Annotated in this window: 14 protein-coding genes; 10 read left to right on the top strand and 4 right to left on the bottom strand. The window is 48.3% G+C overall.

Annotation, left to right across the window (positions count from 1 at the left end; translation table 11 throughout):
- Positions 1-154 precede the first annotated feature (154 nt).
- Together MH144_RS17345 and MH144_RS17350 are read left to right on the top strand one after the other, a co-directional pair.
- Entirely contained in the window at positions 155-898 is a 744-nt protein-coding gene (locus MH144_RS17345; protein ID WP_239302512.1) for a nuclease-related domain-containing protein, read from the top strand.
- A 274-nt stretch (positions 899-1,172) separates the two neighbouring features.
- Positions 1,173-2,027 carry a hypothetical protein gene (locus MH144_RS17350; RefSeq protein WP_239302513.1) on the top strand — a complete coding sequence of 285 codons (855 nt, stop codon included), beginning with the start codon at positions 1,173-1,175 and terminating at the stop codon, positions 2,025-2,027.
- A 102-nt stretch (positions 2,028-2,129) separates the two neighbouring features.
- On the opposite strand, the gene MH144_RS17355 is transcribed toward MH144_RS17350, so the two are convergent.
- The 4 genes from MH144_RS17355 to MH144_RS17370 are packed head-to-tail and all read right to left on the bottom strand — an operon-like array spanning position 2,130 to position 5,132.
- A complete protein-coding gene (locus MH144_RS17355) occupies positions 2,130-2,798 on the bottom strand; it encodes a DUF2642 domain-containing protein (protein WP_239302515.1) in 669 nt (222 codons plus the stop codon).
- 13 nt (positions 2,799-2,811) lie between these two features.
- Entirely contained in the window at positions 2,812-4,179 is a 1,368-nt protein-coding gene (locus MH144_RS17360) for an arsenic transporter (protein ID WP_239302517.1), read from the bottom strand.
- Positions 4,180-4,317 (bottom strand): hypothetical protein, encoded by a 138-nt coding sequence (locus MH144_RS17365; protein ID WP_193723223.1) that lies wholly within the window; start codon positions 4,315-4,317, stop codon positions 4,180-4,182.
- 50 nt (positions 4,318-4,367) lie between these two features.
- Positions 4,368-5,132 (bottom strand): hypothetical protein, encoded by a 765-nt coding sequence (locus tag MH144_RS17370; protein ID WP_239302519.1) that lies wholly within the window; start codon positions 5,130-5,132, stop codon positions 4,368-4,370.
- Positions 5,133-5,475: 343 nt separating this feature from the next.
- Here MH144_RS17370 and MH144_RS17375 point away from each other — a divergent pair, with 343 nt between their 5' ends.
- The 8 genes from MH144_RS17375 to MH144_RS17410 all read left to right on the top strand — a co-directional run bounded on the left by MH144_RS17375 (position 5,476) and on the right by MH144_RS17410 (position 18,150).
- Positions 5,476-6,528, top strand: a complete 1,053-nt coding sequence (locus MH144_RS17375) for a CotH kinase family protein (protein ID WP_239302521.1) — start codon at positions 5,476-5,478, stop codon at positions 6,526-6,528.
- Positions 6,529-6,721: 193 nt separating this feature from the next.
- Complete coding sequence (locus tag MH144_RS17380) at positions 6,722-8,497, top strand: cache domain-containing sensor histidine kinase (protein ID WP_239302530.1); 1,776 nt, start codon at positions 6,722-6,724, stop codon at positions 8,495-8,497.
- On the top strand, positions 8,494-9,570 hold the full coding sequence (locus tag MH144_RS17385; RefSeq protein ID WP_239302532.1) for a response regulator transcription factor: 1,077 nt from the start codon (positions 8,494-8,496) through the stop codon (positions 9,568-9,570). Before MH144_RS17380 ends, MH144_RS17385 begins: the two co-directional genes overlap by 4 nt.
- 260 nt (positions 9,571-9,830) lie before the next feature.
- Positions 9,831-10,748 (top strand): ABC transporter permease, encoded by a 918-nt coding sequence (locus MH144_RS17390; RefSeq protein ID WP_239302729.1) that lies wholly within the window; start codon positions 9,831-9,833, stop codon positions 10,746-10,748.
- 14 nt (positions 10,749-10,762) lie between these two features.
- Positions 10,763-11,632, top strand: a complete 870-nt coding sequence (locus tag MH144_RS17395) for a carbohydrate ABC transporter permease (RefSeq protein WP_095288726.1) — start codon at positions 10,763-10,765, stop codon at positions 11,630-11,632.
- A 69-nt stretch (positions 11,633-11,701) separates the two neighbouring features.
- Complete coding sequence (locus MH144_RS17400) at positions 11,702-13,357, top strand: extracellular solute-binding protein (RefSeq protein ID WP_239302542.1); 1,656 nt, start codon at positions 11,702-11,704, stop codon at positions 13,355-13,357.
- Between the two features lie 215 nt (positions 13,358-13,572).
- The gene (locus MH144_RS17405) at positions 13,573-17,451 is read left to right on the top strand and encodes a collagen binding domain-containing protein (protein WP_239302547.1); all 3,879 of its coding nucleotides are present in this window, start codon (positions 13,573-13,575) and stop codon (positions 17,449-17,451) included.
- Between the two features lie 3 nt (positions 17,452-17,454).
- Complete coding sequence (locus MH144_RS17410) at positions 17,455-18,150, top strand: class D sortase (protein WP_239302548.1); 696 nt, start codon at positions 17,455-17,457, stop codon at positions 18,148-18,150.
- The last annotated feature ends 35 nt before the right edge of the window (positions 18,151-18,185 follow it).

Genomic DNA, 18,185 nt, shown 5'->3' on the forward strand with positions numbered 1-18,185 from the left:
GGGAATTAGGCCTGATGACCTTTATTTTTACCCGTCTTCATCCGACATAAGTAATAGAAGTTTACATAATGGAAGTCCCAAGATGTTGTTATGTTGTTCAATTGTCGTAACCGATCACCTGTAACTCACACTATATTTAGAACGGAGCTTGCCCATGTTCAAAAAAATCCTGTCTCTGTTCAAGACACAGCCAGAGCTTGCGAGTTCAATTACGGCTTCGGCTCCGGCGATGCCGGATACCGGCCCCGCACCTGCAAGAATGATGCGAAGCAGGCGCAAATCCAAATCAAAATCCAAGCACGAATCAGCCTGGATCAGCGAGCCGGAAGAACCGACCACAGCAGAACGGCTGCATAGTCTCCCGGGACAATATAAAGTCCTGAATGACCTGCTCGTTGCCAACCCCAAATCGCGTTCAGGCTATTCACAGATTGATCATGTGGTTATTGGTCCAAGGGGAATCTTCGTCATCGAAACCCGTAACCTGACAACAGGCGAAATTCGGGGTGGTCGCAGAGAAGCCAACTGGACAGTCAGTACCAGTCGGATCAAGATGTATAATCCTCTGATGCAGCATCGGGGCCATGTTGAGGCGGTTCATGCACACCTTGGAGATTATAAGCGGATCCGCATGATTTCCATGGTGACCTTCACCAATCGCTGCCGGATCAGTGTCGATCCTGCGGTGCGGTATGTGAATTCCGATGAACTGGTGATATATGATCATGAATTGGTTGAAACCATTCTGCGCAAAACGGAAAGGCTTGAAACAGAAGTGCCTGAAACGTTGTTTAAAGAGCAGGATATTCAGGCGATTTATTCCTTGCTGACGTCAGCTAATTGCACAGAGCCTCAGACTCGGGCGGAACATATCGAGAAGGCTAAGGGTATTAAATAGCTTATAAATAGGTTTCTTGCAGACACTGTTGTCCTTCGGGATGACAGTGTTTTTTTGTACTTTTGTCGGGGGCACCCAGTCATGACAGCTCAAGGAGACAGGTACATCGTCGTATACACCCAGAATTTAACTTATGTTAGAATGTAGACCAATACTTACCTGTGAATACGGCATGTTATCCGAAGATAGATCATATGGGCATTATGAATTCAATCTTACATGCTATGGTTAATGTAGTTTAGATGCATACATAAGATAAGGGGAAGATTATATCATGAGATGGACTCAAACGATTCGGATGTTTACCACGATCTTCAGCTTGGCTGCTGTTCTAACCGCATGCGGCGGCGGAGCCAAGGAAGCCGCCAGCCCAGAACCTGCCCAGGAGGCAGGTGTTGAAGCGACAGCAAGCAGCAGCACAGAGCAGTCAGGTGCCGATACGGTGGCAGAGGATAGTGAGGGTAACGCAGCTGAACCAGCCTCAGATGCTACGGAGACTTTGAAAGAACTGCAGGATCAATATGCTGACAAGCTTGGCTATATCCGTATTCCGCTGGACGACCATCCGGTTCGCCGGGTTAGTGAGGAAGGTTCCAAGAATATTAACGTTGCCAATTACAGCGATGCTGTCGTGGATATGAATGCAGAGGTTCCGATTCATGCCAATACACAGCGTTTGATTGATGACGCCTTTCCTTTCTTTACAACTGTGCAGGCACCTGACGTGACCTACATCACTTGGGATGAAGCTACGAACCTGGAACGGGCCATGGTCAAGACGCTGTTTATTTCACGTGAAGGTCTGCTGATTACCGAGGATGCGATGAATAACAAGGATTATAGCAGTCAATCGTTTCAGGACTCCATGGATTTCTTCAGAGTAACCGCGAAATTCGAATCCATGGCTCCGGTTGCACAGCATCCATATGACATTACGTTAAGCGAACTCTACGACAAGGCCCGCAAGTCATGGGGGGAGCTGGCAGCAATGGACCCCGAGCAGGATGAGGCAGCGTTTGCCGAGATGTACAAGAAGGCAAGAACGGATGCCAATAATGCGATGGGGCTGCTTAACATATTGCTGTCTACGAATGAGGAAGAGCGTATGGAGCAGACATACGGAAAGTAGAAGCATGGCTTGTCCATTCACGGATGGGTCCCAATAACCTGCCAACATAAATGAAAGGTCCATCCGATAAGCGGATGGACCTTTTTCGGTCATTTCCTATATTCAAGGCAGATGAATGGTTTGAATATGATCGGTATGCATAATTAAGGTCTGACCTTCTGCCTCTACCAGTTCAATCAGCTTATTGTCTGCGGCCTTCAGCAATCCAGCCCGATATGGCTTGTCACCAAGATTCAGGATGACAAGTTCACCAACCATTTTCTGAAGCTGTTGCTCCATTGTCCGTGAAAGAGGCATGGACGCAGGCTGAATGGGGAAGTGCTGCTGGCTTAGGGAATAGGGCGTGCTGTTTGTTGGAGAAGGAATGATATATTTCAGATGATTGATGGAGACGTAGACCGAATGATGCAGCGGAGAGAAGAAGATGAAGTAATCGTTCATAATGTTCGTAATATAACCATGCAGCGTACGCCCGCCTATCGAAATTTCACTGAATCTGCCACGAGCATTCATTAATATTTTGCGATACGATATATTGTTGTGATCCATCTCGGGATCAGGCGCAGGCACGCTGGAAGTGAAACTGGCATCGCCCCCTTTGGTCATGTGCATGGATTGAAGGTGATGAAGAGGTACATAGGTAAAGCGTTGATCTCCGTAAACGACAATCAGGTCCTGACCCATATCAATAATCTCACCCTGAATAGGAAGTTTACAGCCGGATAGTTCCAATTCGATGGATTTTCCAAGCCACATTGTTGGGAATTTCACAGTATACCTCCTCTCAATATAGAATAGACGTCCAAATATATAGGGATAATAGGCTGACAATTAGACTAATTGGTATCACTATGAAGGTTACTTTCATATACTGTTTCCAAGAGACTCGAACATGGTGGGTCTTTAAAATATACATCCAGATCAAGGTTGCTAACGTACCTATGGGTGTCAGCAAGGCTCCAATATCACTTCCCAGAATGTTGGCAAGGTAAGCCAGATGCAGCTGGGTATCACCTAATTGAAGATCGGTTACTGCGAATGTACCAATCATGACGGAAGGCAGGTTGTTGAGCAGATTGGATAATAGAGTGAGCATTAGACCCGATACGGCAATGAGACTGGCGTCACCACCTTCTACCATGGGCTTCATCCACTGAACGATGACAGCCGTCATTCCCGCCCGGTGAAGACTATCCACGATAATATAAATGCTGAAGGCGAAGAGCAGAATGTGCCAAGGCGTTTGGGTAACTACATCCTTAAGTCCAGTCCGGGTGCGATACCAACGCACAGCCAGCATCAGGACAACACCGGTGATTGCGACAACCTCCATACGAATGCCCCACTGCTCAGCGAGAAAGTATCCTGCACGAATGAATACAACAATCCCGATACAGACACGGAACAACCACCAGTCTACGTTTTTATCGCTATTATTTGGTTGTGCCTCCTGATCCCCTGTTTGCAGCGGATGATACGCGGAACCGGATGTGGATTGCATGGACATGGGGTAGTGATGAATAACCTTGGGAATACTTTTGCGAAAATAATAGAACAGCAGTATGGTCATCACCATGATCCCCAGCATCGATGGCACAAACATCATCTGGGTATAGGTGTTTAGGTTCAACCCGACCATTTGCAAGGCGATGAGATTGGCGAGATTACTAAGTCCAATCGGGGCACTGGAAGCTGTAGCGATGAGTGCACCTGAGATCAGGTAAGGTAATTGCTGATGCACTTTCAGGCGAAGGATGGAACAGATCCGGAGAATGATCGGAGTTGTAATCAGTATACTGCCGTCGTTGTTGAAGAAGACTGTCATGAGAAAACAGAGTAATAGAATCAGCCAGAATAATCGGAAGCCAGAGCCTCGTGCCTTTTCAATCATATTGATGGCGATCCAGCGAAAAAAACCGATGCTCTCGAGAATGATGGACATGACAATGGTCGAGAGAATGGTTACGGCTGCGCCGGAAACTATCCCGAAGATGCCAACGATATGAGCGAAGCTGCTCACGCCAGTTATAACAAGAAGAAGGGCGCCAAGCGAAGTAGGAATGGATTCATTCAATCCGCCAGGTCGCCACATCAGGAAGATGACAGTGATGATAAACACCCCGAAGGTTAACCACAACTGGTAATCAGGCATTTACTGTGATTCACCTCCCAGGGGGAGAAGTCCTGGTGGAGATTGAATCGAATGTTCGTGGGTTGGAGCGGGCCTTCCAGGCACAACAACCCAGTATAAAGGCACACCGATTAAGACAACGGCAACGAATATCAACATGATTATTCCCCCCTTTAAACTGGTTGATAACCTAAGCTGTCAGATAACGATTATGATCTCTTTTTACCGCCGGACTTGTTGCCACCGGATTTATTCCCGCCAGATTTGTTTCCTTTGGATTGGTTGCCTTGGTTGCCGCGCGAACGGTTACCTTGAGCTCCTTGTGAACGGTTACCGCGTGATTGATTGCCTTGAGCGCCTTGTTGCGCGCCTTGGGAGCGATTGCCACGGGACTGGTTGCCTTGAGCGGCTTGATTACCCTGGGATTGGTTGCCTTGAGCAGCCTGATTCCCTTGAGAACGATTGCCTTGAGCAGCTTGGTTTCCTTGGCTTGTGTTATTACCATTATTGTTGCTGTTGTTAGAGTTATTGCTATTGTTGTTGTTGTTGTTGTTACTACCGCGTACAATGGATACCGATTTCACATGCTGCAGGGGAATACGAACGATCTCCTGATTTTTCAAAGCCAAAATTAATTGGTTCTGATTGGCATCGGCCAGGATACCTTCGACTTTTTCAGGTCCTCCCCGGTTGATCTGAACACGCCGGAAGCGGAGTGCCTGCATAACCCCGAGAAACGTATTGGATGGAATTGGGTTCCCTAAGGCTGCAGTTCTGTTACCGCCGGAACGGCCTGTGTCTGTTATGCTTTTGACATGAGTCTCATTGACATAGACGATGCCTTCCTTGCAGCTCATCGCCATATAGTCCCACCGTACGTCCATCAGCGTGCCCGTTACGGAATCTGGGCCACCCCGGTTAATCTTGATCTCTCTTCCGAGCAAACCTCTCATACCTTGACCGTTCATAGACATTGTGTTGTGCCCCTTCCGTGATATAAGTTCAGATGGACATAAATGGCGGATGTTTTGTTGATCCCTTGCATTCGTCATTCGTGTCTGTCTGTAGTTTAATCATATGAAACATGCTTTTGAGAGGGACTAGCCAGACAACCATTTCTATACTATTTTGGCTATAATCTATGAGAAGATGATGGTAATCATAGATTAATGGCACGATTATTCCGCATCCCGGAAGGTTGGCTTGTTGGTGCTATGAATGGAACTGTGTATCTGCCCTTACGGCTCGCTGTGCTCCTGCATAGGATGGTGTAACAGCCTACGGGCAATCTCAGGGGTCTTCGAAAGGCGGATGGAAATGGCTCTACCTGTCTACCACATCACGGTGTCCGATAACGAGTATCAACAGTTAACATCCAATATCTGGTCAGATACGTTTGTGAACGGAACGATGCAGATGGACGGCAAACAGCTTCCCATCCGAATTCGATACCGGGGAGGGCACACACGTGGGTATGTCAAAAAGTCTTTTGAAATTCGAACGTCCAGCAGAACATTCCATTTCAATGCTGAGTACGATGATCCCTCACTGCTGCGCAATGCACTCTCGTTCCGTTTTTTCGAATCCCTTCGTGTTCCGGCTCCGTCGACGCAGCACTGCATACTGTATCTAAACGGACAGCTGAAGGGTGTCTATTTGCGTATTGAGGGAGTTAAATCGTTCTTTTTTCGGCAACGAAAAATGCCTGTTCGAAGCATCTTCTATGCGGTGAACGATCATGCGGGATTTGCACTAAATTCGGATTCGACCGAAACAAACACGGATCTACTATCCGGATACACACTGATTCGCGGCAAGGACGAGGACCGCACGAGGCTCCGTATCTTTATCCAGCAGCTGAATACGAAGTCGAAGCTGGATCTGCTTCGCTTTTTGCAGACGAGAATGGATACGGATAACTATTTGCGATGGCTGAGTGGAGCTGTACTTACAGGCAACTTCGATGGATTCCATCAGAATTACACATGGTATGAGAAGATCAAGACTCGGAGGTATGGTATCCTGCCCTGGGATTATGAGGGGACTTGGGGAAGAAACTGCTATGGTGCGAGAGTAGATCCTAACCTCGTACGAATTCAGGGATATAACAAGCTGACTGGACGGCTGCTTGCCTTCCGCCTTTTCCGCCAGCAGTACAAGAGAATGATGCAGCAGCATCTGATGAACGTTTTCACCGAGAAACGGATTATGCCCGTGGTATATCGACTGCATGGTCAGATCCGTGAAGCTGTGGAGCAGGACCCCTACATGAAATGGCCTATTAATGTTTTTTATGGTGAACCTGAGAAGATTCGTACTTATGTGGTAGAGCGCCGGGAGTATCTGCAGAAGGAGCTACACCGATTGTAGGTGCACTGATATATGGTGAACTGATAAACTTTGACCATTGCAGACAGGTCAGGGTTTTTCTGTTTTTTTGAACAGGGGTGTGATATGTTTTTAAGCATAAGAAGGGGACGGGATAAGGGTGAGGTGCGTGTACAGAATATGGTGGGATAACTTTTGTAAACGCTTTAAATTCAGAACGAAATTAATCTTGTTTTTGTCGGCAGCAACGGTATTCATCTCGGGAATTACAGGGCTGATCACATATCACATCCATATTGCCCTTTTTAACGAAGAAGTCAGTCGTCAGTATAGTCTTACAGCAGAACAGGTTCTGGCACGGCTGGATTCGCGGGTCAACGACATGTACAAAGTCACAGATTACATCACGCTGAATCCTTCCGTGAAAAATGCCATTAAGGCACAAGCTGCAGGCATCTCTTCCTATGATCAGATGAAGCTTGAGGATGAACTGGATGACCAGCTGTATCAGGTAAGGCTGGATGCACCGGAGATCATGGGACTTCGCATTTATGATCTGAAGGGAAATATATTTAATCTGGGCGCCTTTGCCGGCTCGTTTCAGCAGATGAATCCTTCCTATTTGGCCGAGATGGTTCATAAGCTGGAAGGGACGGGCGGCGAATATGTATGGAATCGTCTGGGTGCGGATGCTTTCCTGCAGGAAGAGCAGTCCAATTGGATTTTGGCTGGACGATTAATGCGCTCGGTTGATCTGGAAACGTACGGAGTGATGTTGATCCTGTTTAACACCTCGCTGTTTGAGTCGTATCTCAAGGACCTGCGATTGAACGAGGAAGTTGCCGTTGATCTGTTTGATGCGGAAGGGCAGCTGCTATATGCGTTTCATAATCAGGATACAGACCCGCCGCCGCTTGCACAGCTAAACCTGGGGGCCACCGAGATTAGGGACGAGCAGGGATCAACTCACTTATATACCAAACAAACCTCGGATAAGGCACGCTTCACACTGGTGAGCAAGGTATCGCTCGCACAGATTCAGAACAAGGGGAAGCTCATCCTGCAAGTCGCCGTGTTCTCTGCCGCAGCCAGCGTACTATGCTCCTGGTTCATCATCACTATCATTAGCGGCAGATTGCTGCGTCCGCTGGCTAGTCTGGTCAATGCGATGAAAAGAGTGCGCGATGGCCAGTTCGATACAAGGGTCCGAATTGAGACGCGGGATGAGCTGGGCTTCATCGGGGAACGGTTCAATGCGATGGCTTCCCGAATCGATACGCTCATTCATGAAGTGTACGAGCGGGAACTCAGTGAGAAGGAAGCCGAGCTCAAAGCCATTCAGGCGCAGTTGAACCCTCATTTTCTATATAACACACTAAGCATGTTTTTCTGGAAGTTTTATATGTTGGGCGATGAGAAATCCGCTCGTCTCGTTACAGCCCTCTCTGAAATGCTGCAATATACACTGGAACCCGTGCAGCGATTAACGACTCTCCAGGATGAGATGACGCAAATCGATCATTATCTGCAGATCCAACAGGCCAGATATCAGGAAGCATTATCCATTGATATTTCTATTCCTGCGGAGTTACTCCGCTGTCAGGTGATCCGATTGCTGCTCCAGCCTATCGTCGAGAATGTGTTTGTACATGCCTTCTCAGACAAGAGGGACAATCGCCGTTTGCAGATCCGTGGTATACAGCAACTAGGGCATGAGATGGAGATGGAAACGGACATGCTCATTATTGAAATCGTAGATAACGGCTGCGGCATGGATGCACCGGTCATTGAACGAATGATGAAGCCAGTTCCGCATGCGGAGGAGGAACGTCAGCATATCGGCATCCGAAGTGTACTCCGTAGAATCGAGCTGATTCACGGGGAGCCTTATGGCGTACAGATCGAGTCTGTTGTGGGAGAAGGGACGCTTGTACGCCTTCGTTTACCATATCAGAGCGGAGTAGGAATCATGCCAGGAAATTCGGATGATAGAGAGGAGCAGGTGCTGTGAATGGACGTATGCTTGTGGTCGATGACGAAGCGTTATTCCGTCAGGGGCTAATTCATCTGGTTCGGAACAACCCTCTCGGATGGGAAGTTGTGGGGGAAGCTGCTGATGGAGAAGAAGCGATTCAGGCGGTGCACAGCTGTACGCCTGATCTGATTATTACGGATATTAACATGCCTGTTATGGATGGTCTGGACTTGGCTGAACGCATACATGACAGCGGGCGGGATATTATGATTATCATTTTGACAGGGTATCGTGAATTTGAATATGCACAGCGTGCCATCCGCTACGGAGCCATTGAATTTTTGCTCAAGCCGTTCTCCCTCGATGAAGCATGTAAAGTGCTGCGCAAGGCACATGAAAGGTATCGCCAGAAACAGTCAGACATCCGAATCAGGGAACAATACATCCAGGGGGACCGCACCGAGAGAAGGCGCGAAGAACTGGCTTCAATGCTGCTCCACCAGCAATTCGAGAAGATGGTCATTTGGGTGGAGGATCTACTGGAAGAAGCCGCCAGGATGCCACTGCCACAATGCAAATCCGAGATCAATCTGCTCATGAAAGTCTTGACGGACATGCTCGCACAGCAGCTTCAGCCACAGGAGTCTGGGGGGCTGGACGCATTTGGCTCAGATCCGCTGCTGTGGATTCATACCGTGCCCGAAGTCATTGCATGGGCACGCTCGAAGAGTGAAGAGTGGATGGATATGATAATGCGCCTGACCCGGGAACAGCAGGATCATGTGATCACACGTGTCATTCGGTATATTGAGATGAATTACGCCGGAAGCTGCACGCTGCAGGCCGCTGCTGTTCATGTGCATGTGACGCCAAACTACTTGAGCCATTTGTTCAAAAAGGAGACCGGACAGGGCTTCAGCCAGTATGTCAGCAAACGCCGGATCGAGAAGGCGAAGCTGCTGCTGCACAGCACCCGGCAGAGCATGGCGGATATAGCAGAACAGACAGGCTTCGATAACTCAAGCTATTTCACAACCGTATTCAAACAGGCGACAGGATTGTCTCCTCGCGAATACCGTAAGCAGGGAACTGGAGATCACAACGAGTAGCACCTATTCTTGATGTGTTTACAGCCAAGATCAGATCATAAGGAATCTGTATGCATACAGCCTCGTTTCCAAGGACAACCCCACCATGTGGGGTTATTTTGCGTAGAAATTTTAAAAAGGATCGTTAAATAACAAATGTTTACGCTTACATTTTTATCTAAAATACAGCTATAGCACATCAGTAGCAGAGAGGAGTGATGAATATGAAGGGGGAGCTGGCCGCTGGAACGCCGTCCGGATTACAACCGCCGGATAATGAAATGAAGCATCGAATCAGGCAGCAGCGGCTGAGACGGTTCAAAACCAATATTCCGTTAATCTTGATGTTTATTCCGGTGATCCTGTTTTACCTGACCTTTCGTTATGCACCCATTGGTGGACTGGTCATGGCCTTCAAGGACTATAACTTCTATGACGGGCTCTGGCATAGTCCGTGGGTAGGCTTTCAGCATTTCCAGACGCTGTTCAGCGATCCGCGTACGGTGGAGATCATCCGGAACACCTTGTTCCTCAGTTTGTTAAGCATCATCGTAGGATTTCCCATTCCAATTATCCTGGCCATTATGCTGAATGAAGTGAGAAACATGGCCTTCAAGCGGACGGTGCAGACCGTGGTCTACATGCCGCACTTCTTCTCCTGGGTCATTATTGCGATGATGATCATGACGGTTTTCTCTTTGGAGAACGGGATCGTAAACCGCTGGGTGGAAGCTTGGACAGGTGAACCTTACCCGTTTATGTACAACAAGGGCTCCTGGATTGCGGTGTTCGTCGGATCAGGGATATGGAAGGACATGGGCTTCAATGCCATCATTTTTTTGGCGGCACTAACGACCATTGATCCGAGCCAGTACGAGGCTGCACAGATGGATGGGGCGAGCAAAATGCGTCAGATCTGGCATGTGACCCTTCCGGGAATACGTTCGACGATTATTCTTCTGCTCATTCTGTCGATGGGACGGGTGATGGAGGTCGGATTCGACCAGGTCTATATGCTCCAAAATTCCAATGTCAACGAGGTTGCTGATGTCATCAGTACGTATATTTATCGCACGGGTCTTCAGGGGGCACAGTTCAGCCTGACGACGGCGATGGGATTGTTCGAATCCCTGGTGGCCTTTATTCTCATCTTTAGTGCGAACTACATTGCACGCCGATTCAACGAAGGTTTGTGGTAGGGAGGGAGAACAGCATGAGAAAAACCAGAGGAGAAAAAGTCTTTTATCTGATCAATTATGTATTGTTATCATTGGTTGCCATCAGCTGCATCCTGCCCCTTCTGAATATTATTGCACTGTCATTCAGTGATGCAAGGGCCGTCGTGTCCGGTAACGTGGGGTTATGGCCAGTCGATTTCACCTGGTTCTCCTATCACAGCCTGATTACGGGGACACCAATTCTGAATGCGTTCTGGAATAGTGTGGAGATAACGTTAATCGGTACAGGACTTAGCATGGCCGTGACCATTATGGCGGCATATCCACTGTCACGGAGGCATTTTTATCATCGGCGATTTTTTACAATGGCGATGGTGTTCACAATGATTTTTAACGGTGGGCTCATTCCGACTTACCTGGTGGTGCAAAACCTGGGGCTGGTGAACAGTTACGGTGCACTCTGGCTGCCTGGCTTGGTGAGCACGTATAACATGCTGATCATGCGCTCTTATTTTGAAAATCTGCCAGGGGAAGTAGATGAGGCTGCCCGCATTGACGGTTGTGGTGAGCTGGGACTGTTGTTTCGTATTGTGCTTCCGCTATCCAAACCTTTGCTGGCGACCATTGCTCTCTTTTACGGTGTAGGGTACTGGAATTCATTCATGAGCGTGATGATCTACATCAACGATACGTCTAAATACAACATGACTGTACTGGTCCAGAATATGATTATGTCCAATCTGAATGTACAGGACTTTACCGATCCAACGATGATTTCGAATCTGACGCCGGAAGGTATTCGGGCAGCAGCCGTTATTGTGATGGTCATTCCCATTTTGGTGGTATATCCGTTCTTGCAGAAGTACTTTGTCAAAGGGGTTATGCTTGGTTCGATCAAAGGGTAAGACAGGCAAGCGGGATGTCGGTCATATTGTGTGGGTGTCATATTACAGAAGAGAAAGAGGGTCTTATCTATGGCGTTAACGATGAAGGCATGGATGAAGTCAGGTCTCGTTCTGGGCTTGATCGGTGGAATACTGGCTGGCTGCACAGGGGGAGGTGGCAGTGAGCAGGCAGAAGGCGAAGGCAGCAGAGGGAATATCACATCAACGATCTATGATCGGGGTGCGGTTCCGAGCGGTATGGGCACGATTGAAGATAATATGTGGTCCAAGTGGATTAACGAGAACGGTCCGGCAAATGTCAAATATACGGCAGTTCCCCGCTGGGAATCCCAGTCCAAGTTAAACGTATTATTTGCTTCAGGCAGTGCGCCGGATGTCATTTTTGAATTCGGTACGCCCATCCGAAATACTCTGTTTAATCAGAAACAGCTTATGCCGCTGGATGACTTGATTGAGAACTCCAGCGTGGAATATAAAGCACTCATGGAGAAATATCCTCAGCTGAAGAAGGCCGGCATCAAAAGTGATGGCAAGTTGTACGAAGTCGGACGCATGAATGAGGTATTTCCACTGACAAGCTTTTTCATCCGGGAAGACTGGCTGGAGAAGCTGAATCTGGAGGTGCCGACGAACGAGGAAGAGATGCTGGCTGTCGCCAAAGCCTTCACGGAAAATGACCCCGATGGAAACGGCGCGAATGATACATATGGCATCGGCGGGTTCCAATTTGGGGATACAGCAGGTCTGTTCCGCTATATGTTCAACGCTAACTGGGTCAATGTAGACAATGGAGAGATCGTTGTGGGTCCCAATCACATGAAGGAAGCGACCGCATTTAAACGTGCCTTGTTTGAAGCAGGCGTGGTGGATAAGGACTTTCTGACCGATAAGGACGGTGCCAAGGCGAAGCAGGATTTCCTCAATGGCAAAATCGGCATGTATGCTGCCATGACTTCGGACTATACGGGCTTTGCGGCGAAAGAACTGGATACGCTGATGCAGAATGTTCCGGAAGCTAAACTAAAGGTCATTGCTCTGCCAACCACTTCAGTCGGACAGTACACGATGGTATGGAACAACCCGGTTCAGATGACGGCGGTCGTGAATGCACGTGCCAAAAATCCGGAAGCGGTCATGCAGTATATTGATTTCTTAACCAAAACAGAGTCCGGTCGAACCTTCAAAAATGGATTTGAGGGCACGCATTACACCCTGAACGATCAAGGTTGTCCGCGTATCTCCGATCAGGAGAAATATAAGCAGGAGATCAGCTGGGCAGGGGACTATGCCATGATGTACAGCCGCCTGGAGGAAGGCAAATGCGGGTATACCGAAATGCTGTTCAGCGAGGAGATTCCCTCCCAGAAGGAAGGGCTGCGACTCTTCAAGGAAGCACGGGAAGTATACATGACGGATCTTCCGGTCGGAGAGGGCGTGACTCACTCGGAACATATGCCGCAGCTACCGAAGGAGCTTCAGGTGAAGCTGACCAATGTAACGACAGCCATCAACGATATTTTCACACGGTCCATCATCGGGGGCAGCAAGTATACGGTTGAACAGGCTGCGGCGGAAGCCCAGCAGAAGTGGGAGCAAGGTGGAGGGCCAGAGATCGAAACGTGGTACAAAGACTGGTGGAGCAAGGAAAAGGATAATGTGCTGGTATGGGACGATTTCTATGAAATCTATGAACAGCAGCAGGCTGATTTTAAGAAGTCGGAGTGAATGGGCAGTTAGGACAATAAAATAAATTGCATTTCGCAGAAACTGTGCTCTGGTCTTGTGATCAGAGCTTTTTTGCGTTTGGAAACAAATCGGTTTGTGTATTAATTTTCCTATTTTTTGTCTTAAAAGCGTTTTAGTAATTATTCAAGCGTTTAAGAAAAAGAATTGGAACTTCAGCTGGTTACAAAATACATAATTAGGAGACATGCCGAACGATGAAAAGAAAATTAACGATGATCATGATTGCGCTGTTGCTCGTTATGCACACCTTTTTTGGAGTAACTGTTCCGCAGGTTGAAGCGGCAGTGGATTCAGTAGAATCAGGACGAATGCCTGATGTAGAACGTGCAGTTAACACCGATGAAACTTCCTCGGAAACATCGGAAGCAGCTGCTGGCACTGAGGATGGTATACCGTCATTGAATCCTATAACGGATCAGGAAAAGCAAGATGGGCAGCATCCAGATCCGAAGCAAGAAGAGGGAACGCAGGTAGGAGAGCAAGCGGAGGAGCCAGTGGAGCCCGTTGAGACTGAACCTGAGGCAGGCACTCCAGCTGCAATTGAAGAAGAGACGATAACAGATGAAGAGAAGAAGCAGCCTGCTCCCAAAGGCAATATTTTGACGAAAATGTCCCTATTGGATGCAGCTGGAGCAGTCATTAACAGTGCTTCGAATCCAAGTCAACGCATACAGGCAGATGAGGCGCTGCAGCTCAAGTATGAATGGGCACTTCCTAACAATATGTACCAGGCAGGAGACACGTTCACCTTCAAGCTTCCGGAGCAATTTGTCATCTATACGGATATAGATGAGCCCTTGGCACTGGACGGTGGAGAGGATGAAGTGGGGCGTTTTACCGTTGATAGACAGGGAAACGTGGTCCTTACTTTTAACGATTATGTGGAAAACCATTCGAATGTGACAGGTACCTTGCAGATTCAGACAGAGTTAAGCACTGAAATTGTAAAAGGGAGTACCGAAATTACAGTTGTTACACCGGTTAAAGGTGGAGAGCAAACGGTCGTCATTCAACTTGCACCGCCAGCAGCACCAGCACTGGAGAAGCAGGGACGAGTGGAACCAACCAACTCCAAGCGTATCACCTGGACTCTGGATATGAATAAAGGATTGGAGTCTTTCAGCGGTGCCGTCATTACAGATCCAATGCCTGCCGGCCTTCAGCTCCAGAATGAATCGATTCAGGTAGTTCAGCTGCGGGTCAACGGAGACGGTTCTACAACGATTGGAGAGTTATTAGATCCTAGCCGGTACACCGTGGAATTGATGCAGGAAAACAAGGGATTTCAGATCCGATTCAATGATGTGAATATAAATAGTGCCTACCGAATAGAGTACGCCACACAAATAGACGATCAATCGTCGCAGTATACGAATACGGCTGTGCTGACAGGCGAGGATATGGAAGAGACATCAGCGAGCGCGACCGTTAAGGTACAACGAGGAGCGTTGTTATCCAAAAGCGTGGCGAAGTACGACCCGGTCAGTCAGACGATCTCATGGACAATCGGATACAATATGGGGAATCTACATATACCGCAGGCGAGTGCCAAGGTAAGTGATCGATTCAACCTATCCCAGGAACTGATCCCCGAATCGTTGAAAGTATACAAAGGAACAGGTAATGAGGCAGTAGATGGAACTGCATACTCGGTGAAGCGTGTGCAAGATGAAAATCAAAAGAACGGGTTCGATCTTCAGTTCAATTCAGATCTGGATTCGTCTTACACCATCAAATATCAAACCAAGGCATCCAGTCGTGTATATGAAAATGAAAAGATCATAAATCAAATCACTACGGATGGCGGTTCTGCCCAAGCAGAGCAGGTTCTGCGGAGTGGTGTTATGAAGAAAGAAGTGGCTGAAGCCAATTATAGGGATAAAACGGTCACGTGGAAGGTGACCCTAAATAGTGACAAATATCCGATGGAGCAAGTCGTGCTGCGAGATACGTTTCCGAATGGTGGGTTAGAATTGCTGCCAGACAGTGTGAAGATGGTAAGTCTGGATGGCAAAAGCAAACTGCAATCGCCTCAGGACTTCACTGTAGTTGCAGGTACGGACGGCAACAGAAGCGGGTTTGTGCTTCGCATGAACCCGTCCAAGACGCTGAACACTACGTATGTCATCACATACAAAACAGTGTACAACAGTGATTGGAAGGTCAATAAGACGAAGCCTGAATTCTGGAACAAGGGCAACCTGGATTGGATTCAGAATAATGAGTCTCGTACCGCCGAGGCTGACGCCAGATTCTGGCCCGATAATCTGACCAAGGATAATGGAGCGAAACGAGGATCGTATAATGCCAGCACGAAAGAGATCACCTGGGACATTCTGATGAATTATAACCAAAAATCATGGAGCCAGGCTGAAGTTCGTGATGTGCTGCAGCAGGGGCAGACGCTTATTCCGGAATCAGTAAAAGTTTATGAGATGACGTTATCCGGCAGCTGGAATGGAGCAGGCAAGGGAACTGAGATATCTGCCGATCGTTATACCATCATCCACCCATCCGCGGATAACGGCAATGAGCTGCGGATTCAATTCGCGGAACCAGTCAACAGCCCTTACTGGATTACGTTCAGAACATCGATGGAAGGGCAGCTGTTGACATCGCAAGTGAAAAATAAAGCGGTCGTGTTCAGTAATGGAACCAAGGTTGCCGAGTGGGCTGCTACCCTGACTATTCCGCATGGTGGTGTATATGTCACGAAAAGCGGAGCTCAGAATGGCAATAAAATAGACTGGAAACTGAACATTAACGAGGGTCAGTCGACCGTTTCCAATGCGCGAATTATCGATGAGCCAAGCAACAATCAGATCCTGATGAGCGATTCCTTCCATCTCTATTCAACGAAAGTCACAGCCGGAGGGGGAATTTCCAGAGATAACGAGTTAGTCCAGGATCGGGATTATACGTTGAAGTTGAATAAGGACGAAGCGGGGAATCAGAGCTTCGAGTTAACATTTGTATCAGGGATTTCTTCTGCATATGTCTTGGAATATCAAACCTTCATCTCTGCTGCAGACAAGTCGAAAGTCAGCAACAAAGTACGTATGGATGGAGAACGTCTAACAACGGAAAAACGTGAAACAGAACAAGCGATCACCGTTCGTACTTCCTCGGGAAGCGGTACAGGGAACGGGGTAACGGGAAGCCTTGTCGTAACCAAGGTAGATGAGGATAACCCTGAACGGAGGCTGGAAGGTGCAACATTTGCTCTGTATGACAAGGCGGAGAAACGTGCGCCGATGATCGAAACGACGGATGCAGAGGGAAAAATCGTGTTCAGCAAGCTGCTATATGATGATTATGTGCTGGAGGAGCTTACAGCTCCTGAAGGCTACGAGATCGGCGAGGCCAGGATGGATGTCCGGATTGACTCCAGTATTAGAAGAACCGATCATGTGAAGCAAATGATTGTGAGCAATAAAAAGAAAGAGGAGCCACCAGTAGAACCGGGTACGCCAGTGGATCCAGATCCGGAGCCGCCAGTAGAACCAGGCACACCAGTGGAACCAGATCCGCAGCCGCCAGTAGAACCGGGCACGCCAGTGGATCCAGATCCGGAGCCACCAGTAGAACCAGGCACACCAGTGGAACCAGATCCGCAGCCGCCAGTAGAACCGGGCACGCCAGTGGATCCAGATCCACAGTCACCAGTAGAACCGGCCACGCCAGTGGAGCCAATTCCTCAGACTCCAACAGAGGCTGGTACGCCTGGCATACCGGTTCCTGTAAACCCGATTCCAGTGATCATTGAAGATGAAGAGATTCCACTGGGTGGAATAGATCCAGATCCGGTGCCATCTGATGAAGGGACACCAGGAATTGAAGAACCGGGTATACCGGAAACACCTGAAGTTCCTACGCAGCAACCACCAGTGGTGATTGAGGATGACCCAATCCCGCAGGGGAATCCTTCTGTGGAAATTCAACCTCATCAACCCGATGGAGGACAGCCGGCCATGCTGCCACAAACGGGAGAGAACAGCAAACTGCCATTTTACGTAGGTGGCGCAATTCTATTGCTGCTTGGCAGCAGCTTGTTGTTCGGAAGAAAGGCCTAGGCAATGCGGAAACTTGGATATGTACTTATATTGTTGGGCGTAGTTGTAATACTGTATCCCCAGCTTAGTGAGTGGAATGCAGTTAGACAAACAAGTCAGCTGTTGATGGAAGCCGAAGAACAGGTTTCCGATAAGGGAACCACAACCACGGAACAATCCAAGACAACGGGTCAGGCGAATCAGGGAATCGCTAACGAGTATGCCAATCTAACGAAATTGCTTGAACATACATCCGAGAGTGAACAAACGTCCCGGCAGCGCAAGGTTTTTAATCCTTCTGAGAAAAAAGCTGCCACCACCAATGAGGAAGCCATTGGAATCATTGAGATTAAAGATATCGAGGTGAAACTACCGATTCTTGAGGGGGCAACCCAGCAGAATATGAAACACGCTGCCGTACACATGTCGGAGACAGCCTCGCTGGGCCAGCCGGGAAATGCAGCCATTGCAGCCCACAGGGCACATGCAAAAGGCCGATTGTTCAACCGACTGGATGAAGTGAAGCTTGGCGATGAAGTACTGATTCGTACGCAGGGTGAACAATACCGATATGAGATTATCCGGATTAAGATGGTAGAGCCCACCGATCTGTCTGTCCTTCAGGGCGAAGGTGATGATTGCTTGCTTACACTCATTACCTGTGATCCATTAATCAATCCAACACACCGCCTGATTGTGCAGGCCAAAATCATGAATTAATTTTTGATAGCAACAGCTGAACCTTAGGGTTCAGC

Source organism: Paenibacillus sp. ACRRY (assembly GCF_022346995.1).
Lineage (GTDB): Bacteria > Bacillota > Bacilli > Paenibacillales > Paenibacillaceae > Paenibacillus.